Here is a 24,694-nt window from a genome sequence, read left to right on the forward strand (position 1 = left end):
CGCCAGTGCACGCGGTGCCGCGTGCCCGCGCCCACACGGACCTCACCGTCAACGGGAGGCAGGACCATGGGCGACAAGGCGCACACACACCCCGGAGCCGCCGGCAGGGCAGTGACGGCCGACCGACCCGCGTCCCTACGGAATGTGGTGCTGGTCGGCCACTCCGGATCGGGCAAGACGACACTGGTGGAAGCCCTCGCGCTGACGGCGGGCGCGGTGAACCGGGCGGGCCGCGTCGAGGACGGCGGCTGCGTCTCGGACTACGACGAGATCGAGCACCGCCAGCAGCGCTCGGTACAGCTCTCCCTGGTGCCCGTCGAGTGGGAGGGCATCAAGCTCAACCTGCTGGACACCCCCGGCTACGCCGACTTCGTCGGGGAACTCAGGGCCGGTCTGCGCGCGGCGGACGCGGCCCTCTTCGTCGTCTCGGCCTCCGACGGCGTGGACGGCTCCACCCGCATGGTGTGGGAGGAGTGCGCCGCCGTCGGCATGCCCCGCGCCATCGTCGTCACCCACCTGGAATCGGCGCGCGCCGACTTCGAGGAGATGACCCGGGTGTGCGCCGACGCGTTCGGCGCGGACGACCCCGACGCCGTCCTGCCGCTCTACCTGCCACTGCGCGGCCCCGAGGGAGGCGACGGGCACGCCCCCGTCACCGGCCTGGTCGGGCTGCTGACCCGCAAGCTGTTCGACTACTCGACCGGCGAGCGCAAGGAGTCCGAACCCGGCGCCGACCAGCTGCCCGGCCTGGAGGAGGCCCGCAACCGGCTCATCGAGGGCATCATCGCCGAGAGCGAGGACGAGACCCTCATGGACCGCTACCTCGGCGGCGAGCAGGTCGACCTCGACACCCTGATCAAGGACCTGGAGCGGGCCGTCGCCCGCGGCTCCTTCTTCCCGGTCCTGGCCGCCGCCCCCGCCGCCGAGGGCGCCAGACAGGGCATCGGCACCGTCGAACTCCTCGACCTCGTCGTCCGCGGCTTCCCCACCCCGCCCGAGCGGCAGGCCCCCGCCGTCACCACGATCGACGGCAAGCCCCGCGCGCTCAAACCCTGCGACCCGGACGGCCCGCTGGTCGCCGAGGTCGTCAAGACCTCCTCCGACCCCTACGTCGGCCGCGTCTCCCTGGTCCGCGTCTTCTCCGGCACCCTGCGCCCCGACGAGACCGTGCACGTCTCCGGGCACGGACTCGCCGACCGGGGCCACGAGGACCACGACGTCGACGAACGCATCGGCGCGCTGTCGACGCCCTTCGGCAAACAGCAGCACCCGGTGCCGCACGCCGTCGCCGGCGACCTCGTCTCGGTGGCCAAGCTGACCGGCGCCGAGACCGGCGACACCCTCTCGGCCAAGGGCGACCCGCTGCTGATGGAACCCTGGCAGATGCCCGACCCGCTGCTGCCGGTCGCCATCCAGGCGCACAGCAAGGCCGACGAGGACAAACTCTCCCAGGGACTCGCACGGCTCGTCGCAGAGGACCCCACCATGCGTCTGGAACAGAACCAGGACACCCACCAGGTCGTCCTGTGGTGCCTGGGCGAGGCGCACGCCGACGTCGCCCTGGAACGGCTGCGCAGCCGCTACGGCGTCCAGGTCGACGTCGTTCCGCACCGCGTCTCCCTGCGGGAGACCTTCGCCGACCGGTCCACCGGACGCGGCCGGCACGTCAAGCAGTCCGGCGGCCACGGCCAGTACGCCATCTGCGAGATCGAGGTCGAACCGCTGCCCGGCGGCTCCGGCATCGAGTTCGTCGACAAGGTCGTCGGCGGCGCGGTCCCCCGCCAGTTCATCCCCTCGGTGGAGAAGGGCGTCCGCGCCCAGGCCGCCAAGGGCGTCGCCGCCGGCCACCCGCTGATCGACGTACGCGTCACGCTCCTGGACGGCAAGGCCCACTCGGTGGACTCCTCCGACGCCGCCTTCCAGACCGCCGGCGCGCTCGCCCTGCGCGAAGCCGCGGCCGACGCGAAGATCCACCTGCTCGAACCCGTCGCCGAGGTCGGCGTCCTGGTCGCCGACGACTACGTCGGCGCCGTCATGAGCGACCTGTCCGGCCGCCGCGGCCGCGTCCTCGGCACCGAGCAGATCAGCGGCGGACGCACCCTCGTACGCGCCGAGGTCCCCGAGATCGAGATCGGCCGCTACGCCGTCGACCTGCGCTCCCTCTCCCACGGCACCGCCCGCTTCGACCGCCGCTACGCCCGGCACGAACCGATGCCGCCGCAGGTCGCCGAACGGATCCGCCGGCAGGAGCGCGAAGCCTCCTAGCCGGCGCGCCCGGCGCACAACCCGGCGGCCCGGCACGAGTACGGAACGCTTCGCTCCGAAAAGGTGGACGGCTTCGGCCGTCCACCTCCGCGCGCGCACCGGGCCGGATACGCTGATGACCTGATCAACAGGTGTGCGGGGCAAGGAAGTCGGGAAGGCCGCAGAAGCAGACGCGGCGGCAGTGGGGGCGGCAGTGACGGACGGATTTGATTTCAGTCCCGGGGCGCAGGTGCCCCTCTCGGGCTCGGCGGGCCAGACGGCGGCGACCTACGCGCTCGCCTCCGCCGCCTACCGGGACGACGAACTCATCAGGATCAAGGACGCGGACAACGAGTGGCACCAGTCCACCGTCAAGCCTCCCCGCCCCTGGGCGAAGATCTTCCGCCCCATGTTCGGCGAGGCGTTCTCCCGCGCGGTCATCGACCGCACCCTGGGCGCCGGACGCAAACCGCTCATCCAGTCCTTCGGCATCGAACCCCAGGTGGTGGTCGAACACTGCCTCGCGGCCCACCGTATCCGCCGCGAACGCGACAACTGGCTCAGCGCCGTCACCGTGCTGTGCGGCGTCCTCTTCCTGCCCGGATTCGCGCTCTGGCTGCTGGTGTTCACGCTGCGCGTCAACGTGAGCCGCCGCGAGGACAAACGCGCCGGCGCCCTGGGCACCGCCCTGCTGCTCGCCATGGGCGCGCTCGCCCTGCTCTTCCTGATCAAGATGCCCTTCCACGGCTTCTGGGCCTGGTACGGCCGCGCCGCCGTCGTCATGCCGGTCATCGGCTGGTTCTGGGCCAAGCGGATCTGCGAGCGCACCGCGCGGGACCTCAGAGAACGCTGGGCCAGCCTGGCGTCCGGCGGTGGCATCGGCGCCAAGATCCCCGAAGCCGTACCCGGCACCCCCGGCGACGCCGCCGAACAGGTCCGCAAGGAACTCGCCCGCCTCGGCGCCGAACAGCGCTCCAACTCCGTCTTCTACGCCGGCCCCAAGGGCATCCTCGGCATGGGCACCCGCTGGGGCAGCTGGCAGCTCGCCGAGGACCTCGTCTCCGCCGAACCGGGCAAGGACTTCCACCCCTTCCGCAGCTGGGACGTGATCACCGCCATCCAGGGCGGCCTCGGCATGCTGGAACGCACCCCCATCAACACCGGCGGCTTCACCAAGCCCACCATCACCCACTGGATCGTGACGCCCGTCGGCGAGAACGCCAAGGAGGTCTCCCGGCCCACCGGCGCCGACGTGGACGCCTACACCGTCCGCACCCACGCCGTGCAGGACATCTGCAACAAACAGCAGTTCGGCAGCGGCGACCGGCACTACCTCGGCGTCCAGTGGACCCTGTGGGAAGGCCACCTCGTCATCACCATGATGATCACCGTGACTGTGCTGCACGAGACCCTGCGCATCGAGGTCACCGGCCACGCCCTCGGCCCCGTCAACCCCCTGTTCAACGAGAAACCCGCGGCCAAGGAGAAGGAGGTGCAGAAGGCGTTCCGGTTCTGGGAGACCCGCAAGGTCAAACTCCCCCTCATCGACCCCGACGAGGTCGTACGGCTCGCCGCCCGCGCCCCCCTGACCTGGTACCCGCCGCTGCTGAACTGGCTCGGCGGCAGCCTCACCCTGCCCGAGCCGTTCGGCCTGCGCCACGCCTGGGCCGACCAGCCCTGGCGGCACCGCTTCATGGCCGACGACGCGCTGCGCGCCGCCACACCGGTGCTGCGCGTGGTGCACGCGGCGGCCCTCAAGACGCTCCGCGACAACGGTGTGGACGTCGAGAAGTTCGGCAGCCGCTCGTCGGTCCTCAGCGGCGCCGTACAGGACGTCTCCCCGCGGAAGGCCGACCTGTACGACGCGTAGCAGCCAACCTGTACGACGCGTGGGATCCGCGGCTACGCCGCCGGCCAGGCCTCGGCCAACATCTTGCGGGTGTCGGCGAGGAGTTGGGGCAGCACCCTGGTGTGGCCGACCACCGGCATGAAGTTGGTGTCGCCGCCCCAGCGGGGAACGATGTGCTGGTGCAGGTGCGCGGCGATGCCGGCGCCGGCGACGGAGCCCTGGTTCATGCCGATGTTGAAGCCGTGCGCGCCGGAGGCGGCGCGCAGCGCCCGCATCGCCTGCTTGGTCAGCTCCGCCAGCTCGGCGGTCTCCGCCGCGGTGAGGTCGGTGTAGTCGGCGACGTGCCGGTAGGGGACGGTCATCAGGTGGCCGCCGTTGTAGGGGTAGAGGTTGAGCACCGCGTACACGTGCTCACCGCGCCGTACGACCAGGCCGTCCTCGTCGGACTTGGCCGGGATGGAGCAGAACGGGCAGCCGTCGCCGGACCCTGGGCCGGTCGGCTTGTTCTCGCCCTGGATGTAGGCCATCCGGTGGGGCGTCCACAGGCGCTGGAACGCGTCCTGCGTCCCCACTCCGATCTGCTGCTCCGGCTCACTCGTCATGCCAGTCAGCATATGGCTTCGGGGTGGGGGGCAGGGAAAGGCCCCCAGGGATCACCCTGGGGGCCTGGAACCCCGCAGAGGCGGGGAGCACGTCTACGCGCCCCAAGCCACCAAGGGCAAGCTCGGACCACCCCCGCTTACGCAGGGACCACCTCACACCTGCGCGCGACGCTCCACCACGTCAACGAGCTTGGCCAGTGCCTGGTCACGCGGAATGCCGTTCTCCTGCGAGCCGTCGCGGTAACGGAACGACACCGTGCCCGCGTTCATGTCGTCGTCGCCAACAATGATCATGAACGGCACCTTCTGCTTCTGGGCGTTCCTGATCTTCTTCTGCATCCGGTCGGAGGACGCGTCGACCTCGACCCGCAGGCCCTTCGACTTGGCCTCCAGCGCGAACTTCTCCAGGTAGCCGACGTGTGCGTCACCCACCGGGATGCCGACCGCCTGCACCGGAGCCAGCCACGCCGGGAAGGCACCCGCGTAGTGCTCCAGCAGGACGCCGAAGAACCGTTCGATGGAGCCGAACAGCGCTCGGTGGATCATGACGGGCTGCCGGCGGGAGCCGTCGGCCGCCGTGTACTCCAGGTTGAAGCGCTTGGGCTGGTTGAAATCGACCTGGATGGTCGACATCTGCCAGGACCGGCCGATGGCGTCGCGCACCTGGACGGAGATCTTCGGGCCGTAGTAGGCGGCGCCGCCCGGGTCCGGGACCAGGGGCAGGTTCTGCTTCTCGGCGGCCTGGCGGAGCGCCTCGGTGGCCTCCGCCCAGTCCTCGTCCGAGCCGATGAACTTGTCGGAGTCGTCACGGGTGGACAGCTCCAGCTCGAACTCGGTCAGGCCGTAGTCGCGCAGCAGGTCCAGGACGAAGGTCAGGAGCGTGTCCAGCTCCTGGGGCATCTGCTCCTTGGTGCAGTAGATGTGCGAGTCGTCCTGGGTGAAGCCGCGCGAGCGGGTCAGGCCGTGCACGACGCCCGACTTCTCGTACCGGTATACGGTCCCGAACTCGAAGAGCCTCAGCGGCAGCTCGCGGTACGAGCGGCCCCGGGACTTGAAGATCAGGTTGTGCATCGGGCAGTTCATCGCCTTGAGGCGGTAGTTCTGCTCGTCGAACTGGATGGGCGGGAACATGCCCTCCGCGTAGTGCGGCAGGTGCCCGGAGATCTCGAAGAGGTGCTCCTTCGAGATGTGCGGGGTGTTCACGAACTCGTAGCCGGAGACCTCGTGCCGGCGGCGCGAGTAGTCCTCCATGACCTTGCGGACGACACCGCCCTTGGGGTGGAACACCGCGAGGCCGGGGCCCAGCTCGTCCGGGAAGGAGAACAGGTCCAGCTCGGCGCCGAGCTTGCGGTGGTCGCGCTTCTCGGCCTCGGCGAGGAAGTCGAGGTACTGCTTCAGTTCGTCCTTGGACGGCCAGGCGGTGCCGTAGATGCGCTGGAGCTGCGGGTTCTTCTCGCTGCCGCGCCAGTAGGCGGCGGCCGAGCGCATCAGCTTGAAGGCGGGGATGTTCCGGGTGGTCGGCAGGTGCGGACCGCGGCACAGGTCCTTCCAGCACAGGTCGCCGGTCTTGGCGTCGAGATTGTCGTAGATGGTCAGCTCGCCGCTGCCCACCTCGGCGTCGGCGCCGTCGGCGGCCTGCGCGGCGTTGCCCTTGAGGCCGATCAGCTCCAGCTTGTAGGGCTCGTCGGCCAACTCCACGCGGGCGTCGTCGTCGGTGGTCACGCGGCGGGAGAACTTCTGCCCGCGCTTCTGGATCTCTTGCATCCTCTTCTCGATGCGCTTGAGGTCCTCGGGGGTGAAGGGCTCCTTGACGTCGAAGTCGTAGTAGAAGCCGTCCCGGATGGGCGGGCCGATGCCCAGCTTGGCCTCGGGGAAGATCTCCTGCACGGCCTGCGCCATGACGTGCGCGGTGGAGTGGCGCAGGATGTTCAGGCCGTCCTCGGAGGAGATCTCGACGCCCTCGACGGTCTCGCCGTCCTTCACCTCGTACGCCAGGTCCTTCAACTCTCCGCCGACACGGGCGGCGACGACGGTGCGCTCCCCGGCGAAGAGGTCGGCGGCCGTGGTGCCCGTCGTCACCGTGCGCTCTTCCCGCTCGGAATCGCGTTGGATGATCACACGGACGTCTGACACCGGTCTCTCCTGACTGCAGGTGGGGTGCGGCGCCATACCGTGAGCGCGCGCATGACGGGAATCGTACCGACCCGGGCCCGCCGATCGCGAAACGGTCACCGTCAGTCCTCGGCCGGGCACGTCCCGCCGAACAGGTCCGGGCCGCCGCCCGGGTCCTCCCGCAGCCACTTCATCAGCCGGTCGCGTTCCTCGTCGTCCACCGGCACGGGCGCGACCTCGCAGGCTCCGGTGAGCCGACGGAAGCCGCCGCGGCTCTCCAGCCGGCCGAGCACCCGTACCGGCAGGCCGACGAGATGGGCGTGCCCGGCGGTGCGGTAGTCCTCCTCGTCCAGGGCGACGCGGATGTACGGCACCTCGGCGCCGGAGATCACCCGCAGCCGTACCGTGCCCTCGCCGTGCGGCTGCGGCCTGCGCATGCGGACCACGGCGCCGGTGATCCGGGCGGGCACGGACGGCTCGGCGCGCAGATAGCGGGCGCCGGCCTCGCGCAGCACGGGCAGGTCGCCGGGCGAGAACTCGACGGCCCCGGCGGCGCAGTCGGCGGGGACGCCGGCGGCGGGCGCCCAGTCGACGGCGATCCGGGCGCCCTCGGTGCCGCGCACCAGGGCGACCAGGGCCTCGGTGAGTTCCCGGCTGGCGCCGGCCCGGACGGCGCCGTCGAAGGCGTCCATCGAGCCGGTGGCCCGGCGGTAGTCGACGGCCTCGCGGACGGCGTAGAGGGACTGGTGGAGGCGGACGGCGAGCGGGCGGCCGGGAGCGACGGGGACGAAGGCGGTGAGGCCGCCGCCGTCGGTGGCGGAGCCGACGAGGACGTGTTCGAGGGCGGCGGCGGCCGAACGCCGGTGGCGGGCGCCGTGGTAGCCGGCCCGGGCGCGGGTGGCGAGCGCGGCGGCGAGCAGGGTCTGCCGGGCGGCCGAGCGCAGCCGTTCCTGGACGGTCCAGGGGGCGGCGCCGGGGCCTGCCGGTCCGCCGGGCACGTCGCGCCACCAGTGGATCTCGTCGCTGGGGAGGGTGAGGGCGACGAGGATCTCGCGGGCGGCGGGGGTGTTGCTGCGGGCGAGGGCGTCGAGCGCTTCGCCGAGCAGGTCGTCGCTGTCGGGGAAGGCCCGGTTCTCGGGCACGAGCAGGCTGGTGCGGTCGCCGCCGGGGCCGGGCGGGGACCAGCGGCCGTAGCGGCCGGCGGCGCCGCCGCGCCGCTGCCAGCCGTGCCGGCGCAGCAGTGCGGCGAGGACGGCGGGGTCGAGGTCGGCGGGCGGTGGCGTGGTGTGCCAGGGCGTGTCGACGGGGTGCGGGCGGGCCGGGCGGGGCGGTTCGCCGTGGGCGCGGTGGGCCGGGTCGCCCGGTGTGCCGTGGGCCGGGTCGCCGAGCGGGCGGTGGGCGGGGTCGCCCGGGGGGCGGTGGGTCATGGTCTGCCTCCCGTCCCGACCCGCGTCATGATCTCGCACAGGGCGCGGTCGTCGAAGATGCGTGCGGTCGGTATCCGCACGGTGGTGCGGGTCCGGCCGGTGATCGGGTGCCCGGCGAGGTTGACCCAGTAGCAGCAGTGCCTGAGGTCGAGCCGGTCGTGTCCGGCCCGCAGCCACTGGTCCTGGGAGCGGGGCACGATCATCACGACGAGGATCTTGTGCACCGAGACCGGGGTGCGGGCGAGTTTCGCCAGGTGGGCGTTGTCCAGGGTGAAGGAGAAGTGCCGGCCCGGGGGGTGGGGCGGCAGCTGGTAGGTGCACTTGAGCTGCACCTTGATGGTCACCTCGTCGTCGACGGTGTGGCCGGGGGCGCTGTGGCTGACGTGCCAGTCGATGCCGTTGTCGGGGAAGGGCTGGGACAGGGAGCAGCCGGCCGCCGCGGCGACCGCGTGCAGATAGCCCACCTGCAAGGTCTCCATGCAGGCGGTGGTGGCGAGTGTGCCGCGCAGGGCGCCCGCCGGTTCGGGCAGCAGCCCGCCCCGCTCGGGCCGCGCTATCGCCATGGCCGACAGCCTTTCTGGCCTGAAGAGTTGAAAGAGTGAGTCGGGGGAATCCCCGCAGCGGGTCCGTGAACTGCAAAGACCCGTACGCCTGTTGTCTCCTTCCGGCGTACGGCGCAAACGGGCCGGGTATCACCAAACGGGCGGAAGACGGTGCGTCAGCTGCCCGAGGTGAGCGAGGAGTTGTGGTCGACATGACGTGCTGCTGGTACGAGGGGCCGCTGGCCGCCTTCGACACCGAGACCACGGGCGTCGACGTCGAGACCGACCGCATCGTGTCGGCCGCCGTCGTCGTCCAGGACGCTCCGGGTACGCGGCCGCGGGTGTCCCGCTGGCTGGTGAACCCGGGTGTTCCGGTGCCGCGGGAAGCGACGGCGGTGCACGGGCTGACGGAGGAGCGGTTGCAGCGCACCGGGCGCTGGCCGGCTCCGGTGATGTACGAGATAGCCGAGCAGTTGGCGGAGCAGGCGGCGCGGGGCCGGCCGCTGGTGGTGATGAACGCGCCGTTCGATCTGACGTTGCTGGACCGGGAGTTGCGCCGGCACCGGGCGTCGTCGCTGGAGCGCTGGTTCGAGGGTTCGCCGCTGCGGGTGCTGGATCCGCGGGTGCTGGACAAGCATCTGGACCGGTATCGCAAGGGGCGGCGCACGCTGACCGATCTGTGCGCGCACTACGAGGTGGTGCTGGCGGACGCGCACGACGCGGCGGCGGACGCGCTGGCGGCGCTGGAGGTCGTGCGTGCGCTCGGCCGGCGTTTCTCGACCCGGCTGGAGCGGCTGTCGCCGGCCGAGCTGCACTCGTTGCAGGCGGGGTGGCACGCGGCGCAGGCGCGTGGTCTGCAGGCGTGGTTCGCGCGCAGTGGCACGGAGGAGACGGTGGACCCGTCGTGGCCGCTGCGGCCGGAGCTTCCGGCGGCGGCCTGAGCGGGGTGTTCCGGCGTGGTGTCCGGTGCTCCCGGTGCTCCGGTGCTCCCGGTCTTCCGGCGGGCGTCGGCGTGGGGGAACGCGACGAGAGCGACGTGGTCCGTACTGCTGGTGGACACACGTCGCTCTCGCGATGGTGGGCGATACTGGGATCGAACCAGTGACCTCTTCGGTGTGAACGAAGCGCTCTCCCGCTGAGCTAATCGCCCGGGAACGCACTGAACAATACAGGTCCCGGCGCCCTTCCTTCAAACCGCTCGGAGACGAGTGGCCAGTCCTCGCCGTCCGGCGCGCATCATCAGCCGGTGGTTGAGCCGGAAGACCGGCCTGCCGGGTACGGCGAGGCGCCTGAGAAGTGGCTTGTTCACGTCGACGACCTGGTCGTAGCGGGCGAGGGTGCCGGCGCCGTGCGGGGTGAGGGTCCAGCGGGCCCAGCCGTCGAGGTCGCCGGTCATCGCGGCCTCCAGGACGCCGGCCGCGGGGTCGCGGCGGGTCTCCCGGGCGGTGAAGCACAGGTCGTAGGGCAGCAGGGAGCGGATCCGCAGGGCGGCGGTGTCGGCGCCGGTGCGCCGGACCTCCCGCACCTGGGGCCACCAGCGCGGGTAGTCCTCGACCCGTTCCAGTGCGTCGTACACGGCGGTGGGCGGTGCGCTCAGGGTCCACCGGGCGCAAAAGCGGTAGTGGGTCCAGTCCATGGCGGTCCAGTGTGCCCGGTCGCGGCCGGGTGCGCGGGGATCTGAGTACGGGTACTCATGCCGTACGGGGTGGGGCGGGCCACACTGGGCGGCGAGCGCCGCCGCCCGTGCGGCGGCGCCGCCCGGCCGGACCGCCGATTCCCCTCGCCCCACTCTCCTGCCGCCGTACCCGGCAAGGAATGTGACGGTGTTTCGGCAAATGCTTGCGGGGCTTTTCTCCGGAAGCCACTCCGGGACTTCCCCCGGAAAGACCGATAGGTCTTAATGTCCGTCTTCCTCTTGATCTGTTTGTTCTGCTCGATCGGCGGACGATTCCTCCCGAAAGGCGCAATGGTCCGATTGATCCATTGGCGCGTTCTCCGGCGACCTCGTCGTGGATAACGGTTCGTCACATCGGCTTCCGCGAACCGCATTCGCCTCTCGCGGCCGAAGCGAAAGACGACGACGGCCCATCCGCATGATCGCGAACGGGCCATCGTTTCCCGGGTGGGCGATACTGGGTTCGAACCAGTGACCTCTTCGGTGTGAACGAAGCGCTCTCCCACTGAGCTAATCGCCCGGGCACAGGAAGAACATTACCGCATGTCAGCCGGTGCTCGGGACCACGGGCCGGGCCGGGGTCCGGAGCCGGGCCGGGCAGGTCCGGGGGCCGGTCACTGGCGGTGGATGCTCCAGGGCATGACGAGGCCGAACTTCCACACGTAGATCCCGACCAGCACCGCGGCGATCACGAGGCCGGTCGCCGTCAGGATGATGTTGCGCCGGCGGACCTTGGGGTCGAGGGCCTTCTGCGCCGCCTCGGTGACCTTGCGCTTGGTCCAGCGCAGGACGAGCTGCGCCCAGACGAACTCGGTCGCCCAGATCGCCATGCCGCCGAAGATCACCACCCAGCCCGGTCCGGGCAGCGGCAGCATGACCACACCGGCGGCGACGACCGCGAGACCGACGACGAAGACGCCGACCTGCCAGCTCAGGTGCAGTGCCCGCCGGGACCGGACGAACTCCGGCGCCCGCGAACCCAGCCCCTGCCGGTCGCGCCCCTCGTCCGTCTCTTTCCCGTTTCCCTCCATCGTCGCTCCGTCCGACGCCACGGCAACCCGGCCCGGCTGGTCACTCCCCGTATTCATACGCCGAAACCCTACCGGAGAGAAACCGGTCACCGGAATGGCCGTACCGCCCGAACCGGTTCTCGGCCGGAAGAGTTACGTAAAGCCAGGCAAAACACTCAGAGGGGTTTACAACGGCACCGTAGGTGGCATGTCGATTTCGCCGACGTGCGAATCCCCGAGCGCACACTGAGCGAAAGGCCCTGGCGCTTATGAACACCACGGTCAGCTGCGAGCTGCACCTGCGCCTCGTTGTGTCGAGCGAGTCCTCCCTGCCTGTCCCCGCAGGCCTGCGGTACGACACGGCCGACCCCTACGCCGTGCACGCCACCTTCCACACCGGAGCCGAGGAAGCCGTCGAGTGGGTGTTCGCCCGCGACCTCCTCGCCGAGGGGCTTCACCGTCCCACTGGTACCGGCGACGTCCGTGTCTGGCCGTCGCGCAGCCATGGTCAGGGGGTCGTGTGCATCGCCCTGAGCTCTCCGGAGGGCGAGGCACTGCTCGAGGCCCCGGCGCGGGCCCTGGAGTCCTTCCTGAAGCGAACGGACGCCGCCGTGCCTCCCGGCACGGAACACCGGCACTTCGATCTCGATCAGGAGCTCTCGCACATCCTCGCGGAGAGTTAGCGAGAGGCCCTTCGAGCTGCCCGTCGCCGTCCACTCGGGGAGACGGCTCGGGCCGGACAACCGCACAGGAAGCACCGGTGCCGGTTCCCCGCGGGGGGCCGGTGCCGGTGCGCCCGCGCACGCCACCGGCCACGGTGACGCACGGTGACCACCGGCCGCCTCGGGGGCGGCCGGAGCGCCCGTGTGCCCGCCGTGGCCCGACGCGCGTGTCGCCACGCCTGCCCGGGCGACGGCCGAGCCACTACCATCGGCCAGCATCGACGGGCGTGTGCCCGATCCCCAGGGCAGGGAGCGAAACGTGCTGATCACCCACGACACCCGGTGCGCGCTGGACACCGTGGTCGATCTGGTGAACACCGCGCCGGAGGACGACGCGGCGCCGGACGGGCTGGCGGACGTCACCGCGCTCGCCGACTTCGTGCGCAGCCACGAGGTGAGCGACATCGGGGTGCTCTCGGAGTTCGATCTCTCGGCGGTGCGCCGGATCCGCAGCCGGTTCGCCCAGATCTTCGCGGCCCCGGACGCCCGTACGGCCGCCACCATGATCAACGAGCTGGTGGCCGCCGCGGGCACCACGCCGCGGCTGACGGACCACGACGGCTACGACTGGCATGTCCACTACTTCGCACCCGGTGCCTCGGTGGCCGACCACCTGGCCGCGGACTGCGGGATGGCCCTGGCCTTCTTCGTGGTGGCCGGGGAGCAGGAGCGGCTGCGGCGCTGCGAGGCCCCGGACTGCCGGCGGGCCTTCGTGGATCTGTCCCGCAACCGGTCGCGGCGGTACTGCGACAGCCGGACCTGCGGCAACCGGCTGCATGTGGCCGCGTACCGAGCGCGGCGCAAGGAGGCCGCGGGCTGACGGCCCGGGCGGTGTCGTCGCCGGTCCCGGTGATGCCGTGATCCCCGGTGAGGTCGTGGTCCCCGGCGGGTGACGCCGAGGACCCACGGTACGGCTCACAGCAGCAGCAGGTCGTGCAGCGCAGCCATGAGCAGCAGACTCCCGATCACCGCAAGGAAGATCATCAGCGGCGGCTGGGATAGGGCGAAGAGGCAACCGCGCGGCTTGTCCTTCGACGGCGCGGCCTCACTCTGTGTCGTGTCCACCATCTCGCGGCGATGATGACGCAGGCTGCGCCGCCGACGCGATCAACACGCGCGGAATGTCCGGGAGTTCGCCGATTTCCGTGATCTTCGTTTCGGATCGGCCCGGGTACTGATCACTTCCGGGACACTCCTTGGACACTGCCGGCTCAGCATGTGGACACCCGGCGCTCACCCTGGGGCCGCCCGGACGCCTCGGGCACCTCGGGTGGCCCGGCAGGTCGTCCGTGCGCGGGCCCGGACGGCCCGCACGGCCCGGACGACCTGTCGGCCGCCGGGCCGTCCGTCATATGCCGTGCTTCTTGAGGATCGCCTCGATGTCGCTGAAGTCGTCCTCGCCCCGGGGCTTGGCCTGCGGCCGGGCGGCGGGCCGGGCTGCCGGTCCGGCGGCGCCCAGGGACGGCGCGGACGCGGCCGGGGCCACCGCCTCGCCGCCCGCGGCGCGGGCCGCCGCCCTGCGCTCCTTGCGGGTGCCGCCCCGGCGGCGCTCCACCGCGCGGGTCGTCGCGAAGAGCAGACAGGCGCAGCCGAGCAGGGCGAAGCCGGCCCAGGCCGTGAGGCTGAAGGCGGTGTCGGCCAGCCAGCCGACGACGCCGGTCATCACCAGGGCGACCGGGACCAGGGAGTAGGCGGCGATGCGGGCCGCCGCGAGGAAACGCTTGCGATAGGCCGTGACCGCGGCGATGCCGAGGCCGGCCGCGGAGACGGCGGAGCATACGGTCTCGGCAATCATCCGGTCCTCCAGGGCATGGCTCGCCGGTCGGGCAGTTCGTCCCTTCCATCCTGCACCTCTCCCCTCCCCCGGGGCCACGCTCCCGGCGGACATCAGGGAGATCTCCGGGTCGCCTCCTTCGCGGGTACCGGTGACCGGCGTCCGCCGGGAGGAGGCGACGACCCGGGCTCCTCGGGAGGCCGGGGCCGCCGCCGCGTGGATTGGGTCCTGTGCGGCAGTCCTGGAAGACTGGGCGCATGAGCGACTCCTCCTCCGCATCCGCCGTCCCGGTCCTCGACGTCTGGTGCGAGCTGCAGTGCCCGGACTGCCGCAGTGCCCTGGACGATCTGCGCGCCCTGCGGGCCCGTTACGGCGACCGGCTGGAGCTGCGGCTGCGGCACTTCCCGCTGGAGAAGCACAAGCACGCCTTCGCCGCCGCGCAGGCCGCCGAGGAGGCCGCCGAGCAGGGCCGGCTGTGGCCGTATGTGGAGGCGGTGCTCGGCCGGGTCGAGGAGCTGGACCGGCGGGGCGAGTCGTTCCTGGTCGAGACCGCCCGTGAACTGGGCCTGGACGCCGAGGAGTTCGACACCGCGCTCATCGACGGCCGGCACATCCTGATCGTGGACGCCGACCAGGCCGAGGGCAAGGCGATCGGGGTGACCGGCACACCTACGTACGTCGTCGGCGGCGAGCGTCTGGACGGCGGCAAGAGCCAGGAGGGGCTGCGCGAGCGCGTCGAGGCGATCGTGGACCGGCTGCTGGCGGCCGGGAGCGGCGCCGGAGCCGGCGCGGAGGCCGGTGAGAACGGCTGAACCGGTGCCCCGGCGCCGCTGACCGGTTCGGCGGGCCTTCCGGGCGCGCCGCTGAGTGACGCGACGGGCGCCCTCGGCAACCCGCCGGCTCTTCCGGCGCGCCTCGCGCTCACCAGCGTGCCGGGAGGACCCTGGCCGCCCCCGGCGGCGCGGCCTGGCGCCCCCGACCCGGCACCCCCTGAGCGATCTCCCCTGGGGGTTCCCGGGCCGGACCGGTGCGGCGGGGCGGGCGGACTAGAGCAACTGCTTGTGCAGGGCGTACACCGTCGGCTCGTAGCCGAGGGACTCGTAGAGCCGCTCGGCCGGGGTGTTGCCGGCGAACACGTTCAGTCCGATCCGGTTCTTCCCGGCGGCCACCGCGTGCCGCTCGGCCAGGAGCATCAGCGAGCGGCCGTGGCCCCGGCCGCGGAAGCGCTCGTCGGCCACGACGTCGTAGACGAAGGCGCGGTCCTCGTCGAGGGCCACCCACACGGTGCCGACCGGGACGCCCTCGTGCTCCAGGACGCTGATCCGCATGTTCGGGGTGGCAGCGCCCTGCGGCAGCAGCCGGGCGTGGTCGTCCCGTGACTTGGCCCGGGCCCGCTCCTCCGGTACCCCGCGCTCGGTCCAGGTCCGGGTGTAGCTCTCCGTGCCGTCCGCCAGCCACCTCGCGTACTCGGCGTCCGTCAGCTCCCGGCCCCGGCTGCCGGCGGGCAGTTCGGGCGGGACGTCGCCGAGCCGTTTCTCCAGGCCGCGGTTGCGCTGGACGTAGCCGAGCGCGGTGACGAGCCGCAGGGCGGCCTCGGCGTCGGCGGGCACGATGGCCTCGATCCATCCGCAGCGCCAGCCGCGCACCACCTCCTCGGCGGCCAGTGCGGCCACCGTGCCCCGGCCCCGGCCGCGGTCCGGCTCCTCGATGCGCAGGTCGAGGAGGCGGGCGGTGGCCGGGAAGAAGGGGTGGGTCGCGAGGTGGACCGTGCCGACGGGACGGCTGTTCACGCACACCTGGTAGCGGCGTGAACGGGTCCCGTCGTCGTGCTGCTGAAGCGGCTCAACGGGCCGCAGGGTCGTGGTCATCGAACGATTTCTACCCTCTGCGGGGCCGCCGGTCAGCCCGATGAGGAGCCCGGCTCCCGACGAACGGGCCTTTCACCGAACGGGCCTCCCGTCGACTGGGCCGCGCGGAACGGGCCGTACCGGTCCGGCCCTCACGGACCCGCGGTCACCGACCCGCGGTCACCGACCGGGGCCGCCGATCGGATGCGGGGTCCGGTCCTCACGGATCGAGGTCGTCGCCCGCGCGCTCGTCGAAGATCCGCATGGCCTTGGCGGTCACCGGGCCCGCCGCGCCCGGCAGTTCGCGGTCGTCGACGCGGTGGACCGCCTGGACGTCGCGCAGGGTGGAGGTGAGGAAGACCTCCTCGGCCCGGTCGAGCACGTCCAGCGGCAGGTCGGTCTCCTTGGCGCCCGTCCACTCCACGGCGAGCGCGCGGGTGATGCCCGCGAGGCAGCCGGAGGCGAGCGGCGGGGTGTGGATCTGTCCGTCGAGGACGACGAAGACGTTGGACCCGGTGCCCTCGCAGAGCCGGCCGACCGTGTTGCCGAACAGGGCCTCGGAGGCGCCGTGGCGGTGGGCGTGGGCGAGGGCGACGACGTTCTCGGCGTAGGAGGTGGTCTTCAGGCCGGTGAGCGCGCCGCGTTCGTTGCGGGTCCAGGGGACGGTGACGACGGCGGTGGAGTCGGGGCGGCGGCTGGTCTCGCCGAGGGCGACCACCAGGGTGGGGCCCTGGTCGCCGCGGTCGGAGCCGAGCGGGCCGTGGCCTCCGGTGTAGGTGATGCGCAGCCGGCCGAGCGGCATCGGGTTGGCGTCGAGGACGGCGGCGCAGGCGCGGCGGACCTCGTCGTGGTCGGGGTCGGGCAGGCCGAGGCCGCGTGCCGAGCGGGTCAGCCGGTCCAGGTGGCGGGTGAGCGCGAAGGGCTTCCCGTCGACCGCCTTGACCGTCTCGAAGATGCCGTCGCCCACGGTCAGTCCGTGGTCGAGGACGGAGACGCGCGCGGACTCGATGTCCCGCAGCCCGCCGTCGAGCCAGATCCTCACTGCTTCCCTACCTCACAAGTCCGTGCCGGGTGCGTCGCGTCGGCCGGGGTCCGGCCCGCCGGCGGCCGCGTCCCCCGGGTCGCCGGGCGGCGCGGGCCCGCCGGGGTCAGAGCCCGGTCTCCGCGTACGTACCCGACGCTACCGCGAGCAGCCGCGCGGCCTTCAGTTCGGTCTCCCGCCACTCCCCCTCGGGGTCGGAGTCCCAGGTGATGCCCGCGCCGGCGCCGAACCGCAGGACGGCCGTGCCGCCGGGGTCCCGGTCGATCCAGAAGGTGCGTATCCCGACGGCCAGCTCGCCGGTGCCGCGGTCGGCGTCGACCCAGCCGATGCCGCCGCAGTAGGGGCCGCGGGGGGCGGTCTCCAGGGCGTCGATGATCCGCAGGGCGCTCGATTTGGGCGCGCCGGTGATGGAGCCGGCCGGGAAGGCGGCGGCCAGCAGGTCGGGCCAGCCTGCGCCGGGGCGCAGTTCGCCGCGGACCGTGGAGACGAGGTGGACCAGGCCGGGGTGCTTCTCGACGGCGCACAGGTCGGGGACCGTGACACTGCCGGTGGTGCAGATCCGCCCGATGTCGTTGCGGACGAGGTCCACGATCATCACGTTCTCGGCGTGGTCCTTGGGCAGCAGTTCGGCCTCGGTGCGGGCGGTGCCCTTGATCGGACCCGACTCGACGGTGCGGCCGGCGCGGCGCAGGAAGAGTTCGGGCGAGGCGGTGGCGATCTCCACGCCGTGTCCGGGCAGGCGGATCGTTCCGGCGTAGGGGGCCGGGTTGCCGTGGGCGAGCACGGCGGTCAGGGCGTCCACGTCGGCGTCGGGCGCGACGGGCGCGGAGAGGACGCGGCAGAGGTTCACCTGGTAGACCTCGCCGGCCGCGATGTGCTCGCGGATGCGGCGGACGCCCGCCGTGTACGCGGCGTGGTCGAGGGAGGACGTCCAGTCGGCGGCCGCCGGGCCGTGCCAGCGGCCGGGCGCGGGCGCGGGCACCGGCGTCTCTTGTACGTCGCGGAAGCGGGCGCAGGTCAGGCGGCCTTCGTAGTCGGCGGCGACGGCCCAGAAGCCGCTGGAGTCGAGGGCCGCGGGGTCGCTGGTGACGTCGGTCAGGCCGGTGGCCAGACGGTCGCCGAAGCGGGCGAGGGCAGGCAGGTCGGACACGCGGTCGAGTCTAGGGCGCGCCCGCGCCGGTGACCGTGCGGTGATCCCTCGGTGACCTGCGGGGAGCCCGGCCGGGGGCGCGGGCGGGGGTCCGGGCACGGGTGCGACCGGGTGGCCGGCGGGACGCACCGCAGCACGCTGCGCAAACGCGTTTTTGTACTGGCCGGGGAATCCGCTAGAGTTCAACACGTCGCCGGGACGCGGAAGCGGACCGAACCGACAGGCGGACGTAGCTCAGTTGGTAGAGCGCAACCTTGCCAAGGTTGAGGTCGCGAGTTCGAGCCTCGTCGTCCGCTCGTAGGAAGAGGGGACTCCCGGTCCCCAGCACTCCTGGTGGAGTGGCCGAGAGGCGAGGCAACGGCCTGCAAAGCCGTCTACACGGGTTCAAATCCCGTCTCCACCTCCAAGGACGATTAGCTCAGCGGGAGAGCGCTTCCCTGACACGGAAGAGGTCACTGGTTCAATCCCAGTATCGTCCACTGAAGCCCCAGGCTTCGACCCGCGCGATTAGCTCAGCGGGAGAGCGCTTCCCTGACACGGAAGAGGTCACTGGTTCAATCCCAGTATCGCGCACGCAGTGCCCGTGGTCGTCGGTGTACGATCTCGGTCCCGAGGACGATTAGCTCAGCGGGAGAGCGCTTCCCTGACACGGAAGAGGTCACTGGTTCAATCCCAGTATCGTCCACACAGCCCGAAGCCCCCGGCCGTCTCGTACGGCCGGGGGCTTCGTCGTGTCTCAGCTGGAGAACAGCATGCGGCCGAAGCTCTTCTTGTGGTGGTGGCCGTGGCCGTAGTGGCCGCCGTGCGGCGCGCCCCAGGCCGGGGCGGGCGGGGCCGGGTAGGCCTGCGGGGCGGGCGGGGGCGGCGCGGGCTGGGTCCACTGGGCCTCCAGGCGGGTCAGCGCCTCCAGCTCGCCGTAGTCGAGGAAGATGCCGCGGCAGCCGCTGCACTGCTCGATCTGGACGCCGTTGCGGTTGTAGGTGTGCATCGGCGCATGACACTTCGGACACTGCATGCTCGGCTCAACTCCTCGCCGGTGGATTCTGCTTCGGGTACCGCCAGGACAGACTCCGTCCGACCGCGGTCGGTTGCACCCTACTTCGGCGGGGCGTCGGCCAACGGGGGCGGGCGGCGGCCCATTCGGTCGCAGGCGTCCACCACGGCCTGCTCGACCTCGTCCACCGGGCGGCCGGCCTCGGTCGCCTTGGCGACGGCCAGTGCGGCGGTCTGCACGGTCAGCGCGCGGGCCGCGGTGTCCAGGGCGGTCCACGGGTCGCCGGTCGCCGGGACGGCCGGTCCGCCCGCCGCGCGGTAGGCGGCGAGGAACCGGCTCCACGCCTCGGGCGGAAGCAGTCCGCAGGCGAACCAGGCGGCGGGGCGGCCGAGGTCCCAGGCGGGCACGCCGGCGCCGAGGTCGTCGACGTCGATCAGCTTCCAGGGGCCGTCGGGGGCCGGGTGGCGCACCAGTTGGCCGAGGTGGAGGTCGCCGTGGCAGAGGCGGCCGGGGCCGGGCATGGGCGCCTCGGCGCGGGCCCAGGCGGGGAGCGTGGCCCAGGCGCGCAGGACGGGAGGCGCGGCGGGGTGATCCGGGGCGGCCGCGACGAGGCGGGCGATGGCCTGCGCCGCCTTCGCCGGGCCGCGCATCGGGGGCAGGCCGGGCGGAACGGGGCTGCGGTGCAGCCGGGCCAGGAGCGTCGCGGCGGCTTCCCAGGGCGCGGCGTCGGGGTCGTCGGGGTCCACGGGGGCGCCGTAGGGCCAGAGGGTGACGAGGCGGTCGTGGAGCGGGGCGGGGTGCGGAGCGAGCGGGGGCAGCAGGACGCCGGGGAGCCGGGCTGCTGTGGCGACGCGCAGGGCGAGCGGGCCGGGGTCGGTGCCGGGGGCGTGGGCCTTGGCGACGGCGCCGGCGTGCCGGACGACCGTGGCGTCGGGGCGGGCGGCGAGGACGCCCGCCTCGCAGGGGCAGCCGTCCGCGTCGCGGTGGGCGGCCCGGACGGCCCGCGCGGTCAGCTCGGGCAGCAGGGCGTCGGCGGTCACGGGGCTCCCTCGGGTACGGCGGCGACCGTGAGCTTATGAGGTGCACGTGCTCGTGGGCTTATGAGGCGCACGTGCTCGTGGGCTCACGAGGTGCACGTGCTCGCGGGGTGTGCGGGAGGAGGGGGAGGAAAGGGCGATGCCGGCGCAGCTCCCCAGCTGCGCCGGCATCCTGCCGTCCGCCGCACCCCCGTCCCCACGGGGTTTCATGGGTGGATGTCCCCGCCCGGACCGCTCTTCCGGGCCTGGGGACGCCGCTCAGCGCCCCAGCATCACGCCCACGGACGACGCCTGTGTGGCCACCGTCTCCCAGCCGTCGAAGACGAGCAGGAGCAGGGCCGCCAGGGGAAGGGCCATCAGCGTCGCCACCAAGGGGTGGCGACGGCCCGTACGGCGTGGGCGCGTGCCGCGTCCCTGTCCGCGGAGGAGTGTCCGCGGTGCCGTGTGGGCCATGGTCCCTCTCCTGACCGTGTCGGTTGTCGTCTGCGGCGGCGAGCGCTTGACCTCGGGGGACGAGTGCTGCGCCCACCGCCTGACCTCAAATCTAGGCGCGCGGCGGCGGCCGGGCGTCATGCCCTCGTACCCCTTGCCGGGCATCCGGGAGGATGAGCCGGGCGCCGGGGCGTACTCCCCTGGGTGGAGACGTCGCGGCGGGTCTCGGGGTCTTCCCGGAGGGGACGCCCGGAGTGTCCGGGGTTGAGGCGTTTCCACTGGTGACTTCGCTCACTTCCGTCAAGTCCGGGTGGTCCGGTGTCCACCCCCGCCGGTCGGGCGCGTCCGCCGCCGGACCATGGCCGTCCGCCGGGTCGCGCGCACCGGCGGCCCGCTCCTTCCGGCCGCGCGGGAAGACGCCAACCCCCTTGGCCCGGCGAGCGGTTGGGGCTCCTGCGGTGACCGGGCCGGCCGGGCCGACGGTTCGCTGACCGTCCCTCAAGTGGCCCGTGGGGCAATGACGATCGGTCGGGTCGAGAGGGCGCGGCCTATGCGCGGGAACGGCCCCGGAAACGTAAGCTGTGGCTCGTCACAGGGACCGGGCAGCGGGGATGAACATGGCGATGATGCGCCTGAGGCGCGAGGACCCGCGCGTCGTCGGCTCGTTCAGGCTTCACCGACGGCTCGGCGCGGGCGGGATGGGCGTGGTCTACCTCGGCTCCGACCGCAAGGGCCAGCGGGTGGCGTTGAAGGTCATCCGGCCGGATCTCGCGGAGGACCAGGAGTTCCGTTCGCGCTTCGCGCGCGAGGTCTCGGCGGCCCGCCGGATCCGGGGCGGGTGCACGGCGCGGCTGGTGGCGGCGGACCTGGAGGCGGACCGGCCGTGGTTCGCCACGCAGTACGTGCCCGGGCCGTCGCTGCACGACAAGGTGGCCGACGAGGGCGCGCTCGGCGCGGCGGAGGCGGCGGCGATCGGCGCCGCGCTGTCCGAGGGGCTGGTCGCCGTGCACGAGGCCGGGGTGGTGCACCGGGACCTGAAGCCGTCCAACATCCTGCTGTCCCCGAAGGGGCCGCGGATCATCGACTTCGGCATCGCCTGGGCGACCGGCGCCTCGACGCTCACGCATGTCGGCACCGCGGTCGGCTCCCCCGGCTTCCTCGCCCCGGAGCAGGTGCGCGGGGCGGCCGTCTCCCCGGCCACCGACGTGTTCTCGCTGGGGGCCACGCTGGCGTACGCGTCGACGGGCGACTCGCCGTTCGGGCACGGCAGTTCCGAGGTGATGCTGTATCGCGTGGTGCACGAGGAGCCGCAACTGCACGGCGTGCCCGACGCGCTGGCCCCGCTCGTGCGGGCCTGTCTGGCCAAGGACCCGGAGGAGCGGCCGAGCACGCTGCAGTTGTCGCTGCGGCTGAAGGAGATCGCCGCGCGCGAGGCGCAGGGCCTGGGCGATCTGCGGCCGCCGGCGCCGCGTGCCGCGGAGGCGGACCGGCCGACCGGGCGGCTCGCCGACACCTATCCCGACCAGCAGCGCGCCACCTACCCGGAGCAGCAGCGCGCCGGCCGTCCCGAGCAGTCGCGGTCCGGCTACGCCGAGTCGCAGCGCGGGCGGCGGCGTCCGCAGGGCTCCTCGCAGGCCACGCCCGCCCCGCGCGGCACGGTGCCGCCGTCGCGCAGCGGCACTCCGCCGCGCACGGGCGGCTCTCCCCGCAGCGGCGGTGCGCCGCGCGCCCGTAACGGGAGCGGGCGGCCGATCCCGGCCTCGCGCGGTGGTTCCCGGCCGGGCGGCGGCGCCCGTCCGGCTCAGCGGGGCGGCGCCGCCCGGCCCCGGCCGCGCAACACCTCCACCGGCCGGCGGCCCGCCAATCCCCGGCTGCTGCGGCAGCGGCTGTTCGTGTTCGTGGTGGTGACGCTGCTGGTCGCCCTCGGCATCGCGGCGGCGCAGGGGTGCCAGGGGCCCTCGCGGGGTCTCGGCGGCGACGGCGGCGCGGTGACGGGACCCGTGCACGCGGCGGCGGCCCCGGCCGTCCCGGACGCGGACCCCGCGTCGGCTTCCGCCGCCGGTCGCTAGCCCGGCCCCCGGCGGGCGGCGGGACTCCGCTCAGTCCGTCGGGCGGCCCGCGGTCACCGCGTAGAAGGCGACCGCCGCGGCCGCGCCGACGTTGAGGGAGTCGATGCCGTGGGACATGGGGATGCGGACCCACTCGTCGGCGGCCGACAGGGCGCGCTGTGACAGGCCGGTGCCTTCCGCGCCGAGCAGCAGCGCGACGCGGTCCATCCGGTGCGGGGCGACCTCGTCCAGCGGCTTCGCCCTCTCGTGCGGGGTGAGGGCGAGCAGCGTGAACCCGGCCGCGCGGACCGGCTCCAGGTCGCCCGGCCAGCGGTCGAGGCGGGCGTAGGGCACGGAGAAGACGGCGCCCATCGACACCTTGACGCTGCGGCGGTACAGCGGGTCGGCGCAGTCCGGGGAGAGCAGGACGGCGTCCATGCCGAGGGCCGCGGCCGAGCGGAAGATCGCGCCGATGTTGGTGTGGTCGTTGACCGACTCCATGACGGCGACCCGGCGGGCGGTGCGCAGCACGTCGGCGGCGGCGGGCAGGGGCTTGCGTTGCATGGCGGCGAGCGCGCCGCGGTGCACGTGGTAGCCGGTGACCTGCTCGGCGACGTCGGGGGCGGCGACGTAGACCGGGGCCGTGAGGCCGTCGATGACGTCGCGCAGGGGCTCGACCCACTTGGCGGACAGCAGCATCGACCGGGCCGTGTAGCCGGCGTCGAGGGCCCGGCGGATGACCTTCTCGCCCTCGGCGATGAACAGGCCCTCGGCGGGTTCGCGGCGGCGGCGCAGTTCGACGTCGGTCAGGTCCGTGTAGTCGTGCAGGCGCGGGTCGGCGGGGTCGTCGACGGTGATGAGTTCGGCCACGGGGGTGTCACTGCCTTGTCCTGGTGCGGTGCGAGGGTCTCGGGCGGCGCGGGTCAGCCGGCGGCGGGCGGGCCCACCGCGACGACCGGGCCGACGACGATGACGGCCGGCGGCTTGACGTCCTCGGCGCGCACGGTCTCGGCGACGGTGGCGAGGGTGGCGTCGACGCGGCGCTGGGCGGCGGTCGTGCCTTCCTGGACCAGGGCGACGGGGGTGTCGGGGGACTTGCCGTGGGCGACGAGCGTCTCGGCGATCCTGCCTATCTTGTCGACGCCCATGAGGATCACGAGGGTGCCGGTGAGCCGGGCGAGGCTCGGCCAGTCCACCAGGGAGCGCTCGTCGTCGGGGGCCACGTGCCCGCTGACCACGGTGAACTCGTGCGCCACCCCGCGGTGGGTGACGGGGATGCCGGCCGCGCCGGGCACCGAGATGGAGCTGGAGATGCCGGGGACCACGGTGCAGGGGATGCCGGCCTCGGCGAGCGCCTGCAGCTCCTCCATGCCGCGGCCGAAGACGTAGGGGTCGCCGCCCTTGAGGCGGACCACCGACCTGCCCTGCTTGGCGTGCTCGATGAGCGCGTTGTTGATGGCCTCCTGCGCCATGTACCGGCCGTAGGGGATCTTCGCCGCGTCGATCACCTCGACGTGCGGCGGGAGTTCGGCGAGCAGGTCGCGCGGGCCGAGCCGGTCGGCGATGACGACGTCGGCCTCGGCGAGCAGCCTGCGGCCGCGCACCGTGATCAGGTCGGGGTCGCCGGGGCCGCCGCCGACCAGGGCGACGCCGGGGGTGCGGGTGCGGTGGTGGGGGGCGACGAGGGTGCCGTCGCGCAGGCCCTCGACGACCGCGTCGCGGATCGCGGCGGTGTGCCGGGGGTCGCGGCCGCGTGCGTCGGTGGTGAGCACGGCGACCGTGACGCCCTCGCTGTGGCCGGTGGCCGGGGTCCAGGCGGTCGCCGCGTCGGCGTCGTCGGAGCGGACGCACCACACCCGGTGGGCTTCCGCCTCGGCGGAGGCGCGGGTGTTCGCGTCGTGGTCGCTGGTGGCGATCAGCGCGTACCAGGCGTCCGCGAGGTCGCCCTCCCGGTAGGGGCGGCGCTCCCAGGCGATCTCGCCCGCGTCCGCCATCGCCTCCACCGACGCCGTGGCCTCGGGCGAGACGAGCACGATGTCCGCGCCGGCCGCGATCAGCGCGGGCAGCCGGCGCTGGGCGACCTGGCCGCCGCCGAGGACGACCACGCGACGGCCGGTCAGACGGAGGCCTACGGGATAGGCGGGGTGTTCGGCCATGGGAGTGCGGCTCCTCGTCCGGGCGGCCGCG

The 24,694-nt window shown here is 73.1% G+C and carries 23 protein-coding genes and 7 tRNA genes; 12 read left to right on the top strand and 18 right to left on the bottom strand.

What is annotated here, in order from left to right:
* Positions 1–66 precede the first annotated feature (66 nt).
* Positions 67–2,265, top strand: a complete 2,199-nt coding sequence (locus K7787_RS16350) for an elongation factor G-like protein EF-G2 (protein WP_223001853.1) — start codon at positions 67–69, stop codon at positions 2,263–2,265.
* 193 nt (positions 2,266–2,458) lie between these two features.
* Positions 2,459–4,114 carry an AbeC-like domain-containing protein gene (locus K7787_RS16355; protein WP_223001854.1) on the top strand — a complete coding sequence of 552 codons (1,656 nt, stop codon included), beginning with the start codon at positions 2,459–2,461 and terminating at the stop codon, positions 4,112–4,114.
* Positions 4,115–4,146: 32 nt separating this feature from the next.
* Here the strand turns inward: K7787_RS16355 and K7787_RS16360 are convergent, their stop codons facing one another.
* The 4 genes from K7787_RS16360 to K7787_RS16375 form a co-directional block, all read right to left on the bottom strand.
* Positions 4,147–4,707, bottom strand: coding sequence for an HIT family protein (locus tag K7787_RS16360; protein WP_223001856.1), 561 nt, complete (start codon positions 4,705–4,707; stop codon positions 4,147–4,149).
* Between the two features lie 141 nt (positions 4,708–4,848).
* Entirely contained in the window at positions 4,849–6,828 is a 1,980-nt protein-coding gene (thrS, locus tag K7787_RS16365; RefSeq protein WP_009187638.1) for a threonine--tRNA ligase, read from the bottom strand.
* Positions 6,829–6,929: 101 nt separating this feature from the next.
* Entirely contained in the window at positions 6,930–8,234 is a 1,305-nt protein-coding gene (locus K7787_RS16370; protein ID WP_223001857.1) for a hypothetical protein, read from the bottom strand.
* Positions 8,231–8,797, bottom strand: a complete 567-nt coding sequence (locus K7787_RS16375) for a DUF4365 domain-containing protein (RefSeq protein ID WP_009187640.1) — start codon at positions 8,795–8,797, stop codon at positions 8,231–8,233. The genes K7787_RS16370 and K7787_RS16375 overlap by 4 nt, the downstream gene beginning before the upstream one ends.
* A 191-nt stretch (positions 8,798–8,988) precedes the next feature.
* Here K7787_RS16375 and K7787_RS16380 point away from each other — a divergent pair, with 191 nt between their 5' ends.
* A complete protein-coding gene (locus K7787_RS16380) occupies positions 8,989–9,717 on the top strand; it encodes a 3'-5' exonuclease (RefSeq protein WP_009187641.1) in 729 nt (242 codons plus the stop codon).
* Between the two features lie 134 nt (positions 9,718–9,851).
* On the opposite strand, the gene K7787_RS16385 is transcribed toward K7787_RS16380, so the two are convergent.
* The 4 genes from K7787_RS16385 to K7787_RS16400 all read right to left on the bottom strand — a co-directional run bounded on the left by K7787_RS16385 (position 9,852) and on the right by K7787_RS16400 (position 11,539).
* Positions 9,852–9,926, bottom strand: a tRNA-Val gene (locus K7787_RS16385).
* Between the two features lie 39 nt (positions 9,927–9,965).
* Positions 9,966–10,412, bottom strand: coding sequence for an SRPBCC family protein (locus K7787_RS16390; RefSeq protein WP_223001858.1), 447 nt, complete (start codon positions 10,410–10,412; stop codon positions 9,966–9,968).
* Positions 10,413–10,899: 487 nt separating this feature from the next.
* Positions 10,900–10,971: transfer RNA gene (locus tag K7787_RS16395), tRNA-Val, on the bottom strand.
* 94 nt (positions 10,972–11,065) lie between these two features.
* Positions 11,066–11,539 carry a TIGR02611 family protein gene (locus tag K7787_RS16400; protein ID WP_169438060.1) on the bottom strand — a complete coding sequence of 158 codons (474 nt, stop codon included), beginning with the start codon at positions 11,537–11,539 and terminating at the stop codon, positions 11,066–11,068.
* A 191-nt stretch (positions 11,540–11,730) separates the two neighbouring features.
* Here K7787_RS16400 and K7787_RS16405 point away from each other — a divergent pair, with 191 nt between their 5' ends.
* Together K7787_RS16405 and K7787_RS16410 are read left to right on the top strand one after the other, a co-directional pair.
* Positions 11,731–12,144 (top strand): SsgA family sporulation/cell division regulator, encoded by a 414-nt coding sequence (locus K7787_RS16405; RefSeq protein ID WP_223001859.1) that lies wholly within the window; start codon positions 11,731–11,733, stop codon positions 12,142–12,144.
* A 298-nt stretch (positions 12,145–12,442) separates the two neighbouring features.
* Entirely contained in the window at positions 12,443–13,003 is a 561-nt protein-coding gene (locus tag K7787_RS16410; protein ID WP_009187644.1) for a CGNR zinc finger domain-containing protein, read from the top strand.
* A gap of 95 nt (positions 13,004–13,098) precedes the next feature.
* On the opposite strand, the gene K7787_RS16415 is transcribed toward K7787_RS16410, so the two are convergent.
* Positions 13,099–13,251, bottom strand: coding sequence for a hypothetical protein (locus K7787_RS16415; RefSeq protein WP_019984674.1), 153 nt, complete (start codon positions 13,249–13,251; stop codon positions 13,099–13,101).
* Between the two features lie 280 nt (positions 13,252–13,531).
* Complete coding sequence (locus K7787_RS16420) at positions 13,532–13,978, bottom strand: hypothetical protein (protein ID WP_223001860.1); 447 nt, start codon at positions 13,976–13,978, stop codon at positions 13,532–13,534.
* A gap of 236 nt (positions 13,979–14,214) precedes the next feature.
* Here K7787_RS16420 and K7787_RS16425 point away from each other — a divergent pair, with 236 nt between their 5' ends.
* Complete coding sequence (locus K7787_RS16425) at positions 14,215–14,769, top strand: DsbA family protein (protein ID WP_164390600.1); 555 nt, start codon at positions 14,215–14,217, stop codon at positions 14,767–14,769.
* A gap of 234 nt (positions 14,770–15,003) precedes the next feature.
* Here K7787_RS16425 and K7787_RS16430 read toward each other — a convergent pair whose 3' ends face one another.
* The 3 genes from K7787_RS16430 to K7787_RS16440 all read right to left on the bottom strand — a co-directional run bounded on the left by K7787_RS16430 (position 15,004) and on the right by K7787_RS16440 (position 17,996).
* Positions 15,004–15,825 carry a GNAT family N-acetyltransferase gene (locus K7787_RS16430; RefSeq protein WP_223001861.1) on the bottom strand — a complete coding sequence of 274 codons (822 nt, stop codon included), beginning with the start codon at positions 15,823–15,825 and terminating at the stop codon, positions 15,004–15,006.
* 199 nt (positions 15,826–16,024) lie between these two features.
* Entirely contained in the window at positions 16,025–16,846 is an 822-nt protein-coding gene (locus tag K7787_RS16435; RefSeq protein ID WP_019984678.1) for an aminotransferase class IV, read from the bottom strand.
* 106 nt (positions 16,847–16,952) lie between these two features.
* Positions 16,953–17,996, bottom strand: coding sequence for a chorismate-binding protein (locus tag K7787_RS16440; RefSeq protein ID WP_009187649.1), 1,044 nt, complete (start codon positions 17,994–17,996; stop codon positions 16,953–16,955).
* Between the two features lie 223 nt (positions 17,997–18,219).
* Here K7787_RS16440 and K7787_RS16445 point away from each other — a divergent pair.
* The 5 genes from K7787_RS16445 (at position 18,220) to K7787_RS16465 (ending at position 18,681) form a co-directional block, all read left to right on the top strand.
* A tRNA-Gly gene (locus tag K7787_RS16445) sits at positions 18,220–18,292 on the top strand.
* A 36-nt stretch (positions 18,293–18,328) separates the two neighbouring features.
* Positions 18,329–18,402, top strand: a tRNA-Cys gene (locus K7787_RS16450).
* A gap of 1 nt (position 18,403) precedes the next feature.
* Positions 18,404–18,475 (top strand) — tRNA-Val (locus K7787_RS16455).
* Between the two features lie 22 nt (positions 18,476–18,497).
* A tRNA-Val gene (locus K7787_RS16460) sits at positions 18,498–18,569 on the top strand.
* A 40-nt stretch (positions 18,570–18,609) separates the two neighbouring features.
* Positions 18,610–18,681, top strand: a tRNA-Val gene (locus tag K7787_RS16465).
* A gap of 51 nt (positions 18,682–18,732) precedes the next feature.
* Here the strand turns inward: K7787_RS16465 and K7787_RS16470 are convergent.
* The 3 genes from K7787_RS16470 to K7787_RS16480 all read right to left on the bottom strand — a co-directional run bounded on the left by K7787_RS16470 (position 18,733) and on the right by K7787_RS16480 (position 20,480).
* Positions 18,733–19,011, bottom strand: coding sequence for a TFIIB-type zinc ribbon-containing protein (locus K7787_RS16470; protein WP_078511993.1), 279 nt, complete (start codon positions 19,009–19,011; stop codon positions 18,733–18,735).
* Positions 19,012–19,091: 80 nt separating this feature from the next.
* The gene (locus K7787_RS16475; RefSeq protein WP_223001862.1) at positions 19,092–20,030 is read right to left on the bottom strand and encodes a phosphotransferase family protein; all 939 of its coding nucleotides are present in this window, start codon (positions 20,028–20,030) and stop codon (positions 19,092–19,094) included.
* Between the two features lie 255 nt (positions 20,031–20,285).
* Positions 20,286–20,480 (bottom strand): hypothetical protein, encoded by a 195-nt coding sequence (locus K7787_RS16480; RefSeq protein ID WP_019986071.1) that lies wholly within the window; start codon positions 20,478–20,480, stop codon positions 20,286–20,288.
* A gap of 590 nt (positions 20,481–21,070) precedes the next feature.
* Here K7787_RS16480 and K7787_RS16485 point away from each other — a divergent pair.
* Positions 21,071–22,528 (top strand): serine/threonine-protein kinase, encoded by a 1,458-nt coding sequence (locus tag K7787_RS16485; protein WP_223001863.1) that lies wholly within the window; start codon positions 21,071–21,073, stop codon positions 22,526–22,528.
* Between the two features lie 30 nt (positions 22,529–22,558).
* On the opposite strand, the gene K7787_RS16490 is transcribed toward K7787_RS16485, so the two are convergent.
* Both K7787_RS16490 and cobA read right to left on the bottom strand, forming a co-directional pair.
* Positions 22,559–23,377, bottom strand: a complete 819-nt coding sequence (locus K7787_RS16490; RefSeq protein ID WP_223001864.1) for a TrmH family RNA methyltransferase — start codon at positions 23,375–23,377, stop codon at positions 22,559–22,561.
* A gap of 53 nt (positions 23,378–23,430) precedes the next feature.
* Positions 23,431–24,663 (bottom strand): uroporphyrinogen-III C-methyltransferase, encoded by a 1,233-nt coding sequence (cobA, locus tag K7787_RS16495; RefSeq protein WP_169438053.1) that lies wholly within the window; start codon positions 24,661–24,663, stop codon positions 23,431–23,433.
* Between the last annotated feature and the right edge of the window lie 31 nt (positions 24,664–24,694).

Origin of the sequence: Streptomyces sennicomposti (assembly GCF_019890635.1) — a bacterium.
Taxonomy (GTDB): domain Bacteria; phylum Actinomycetota; class Actinomycetes; order Streptomycetales; family Streptomycetaceae; genus Streptomyces; species Streptomyces sennicomposti.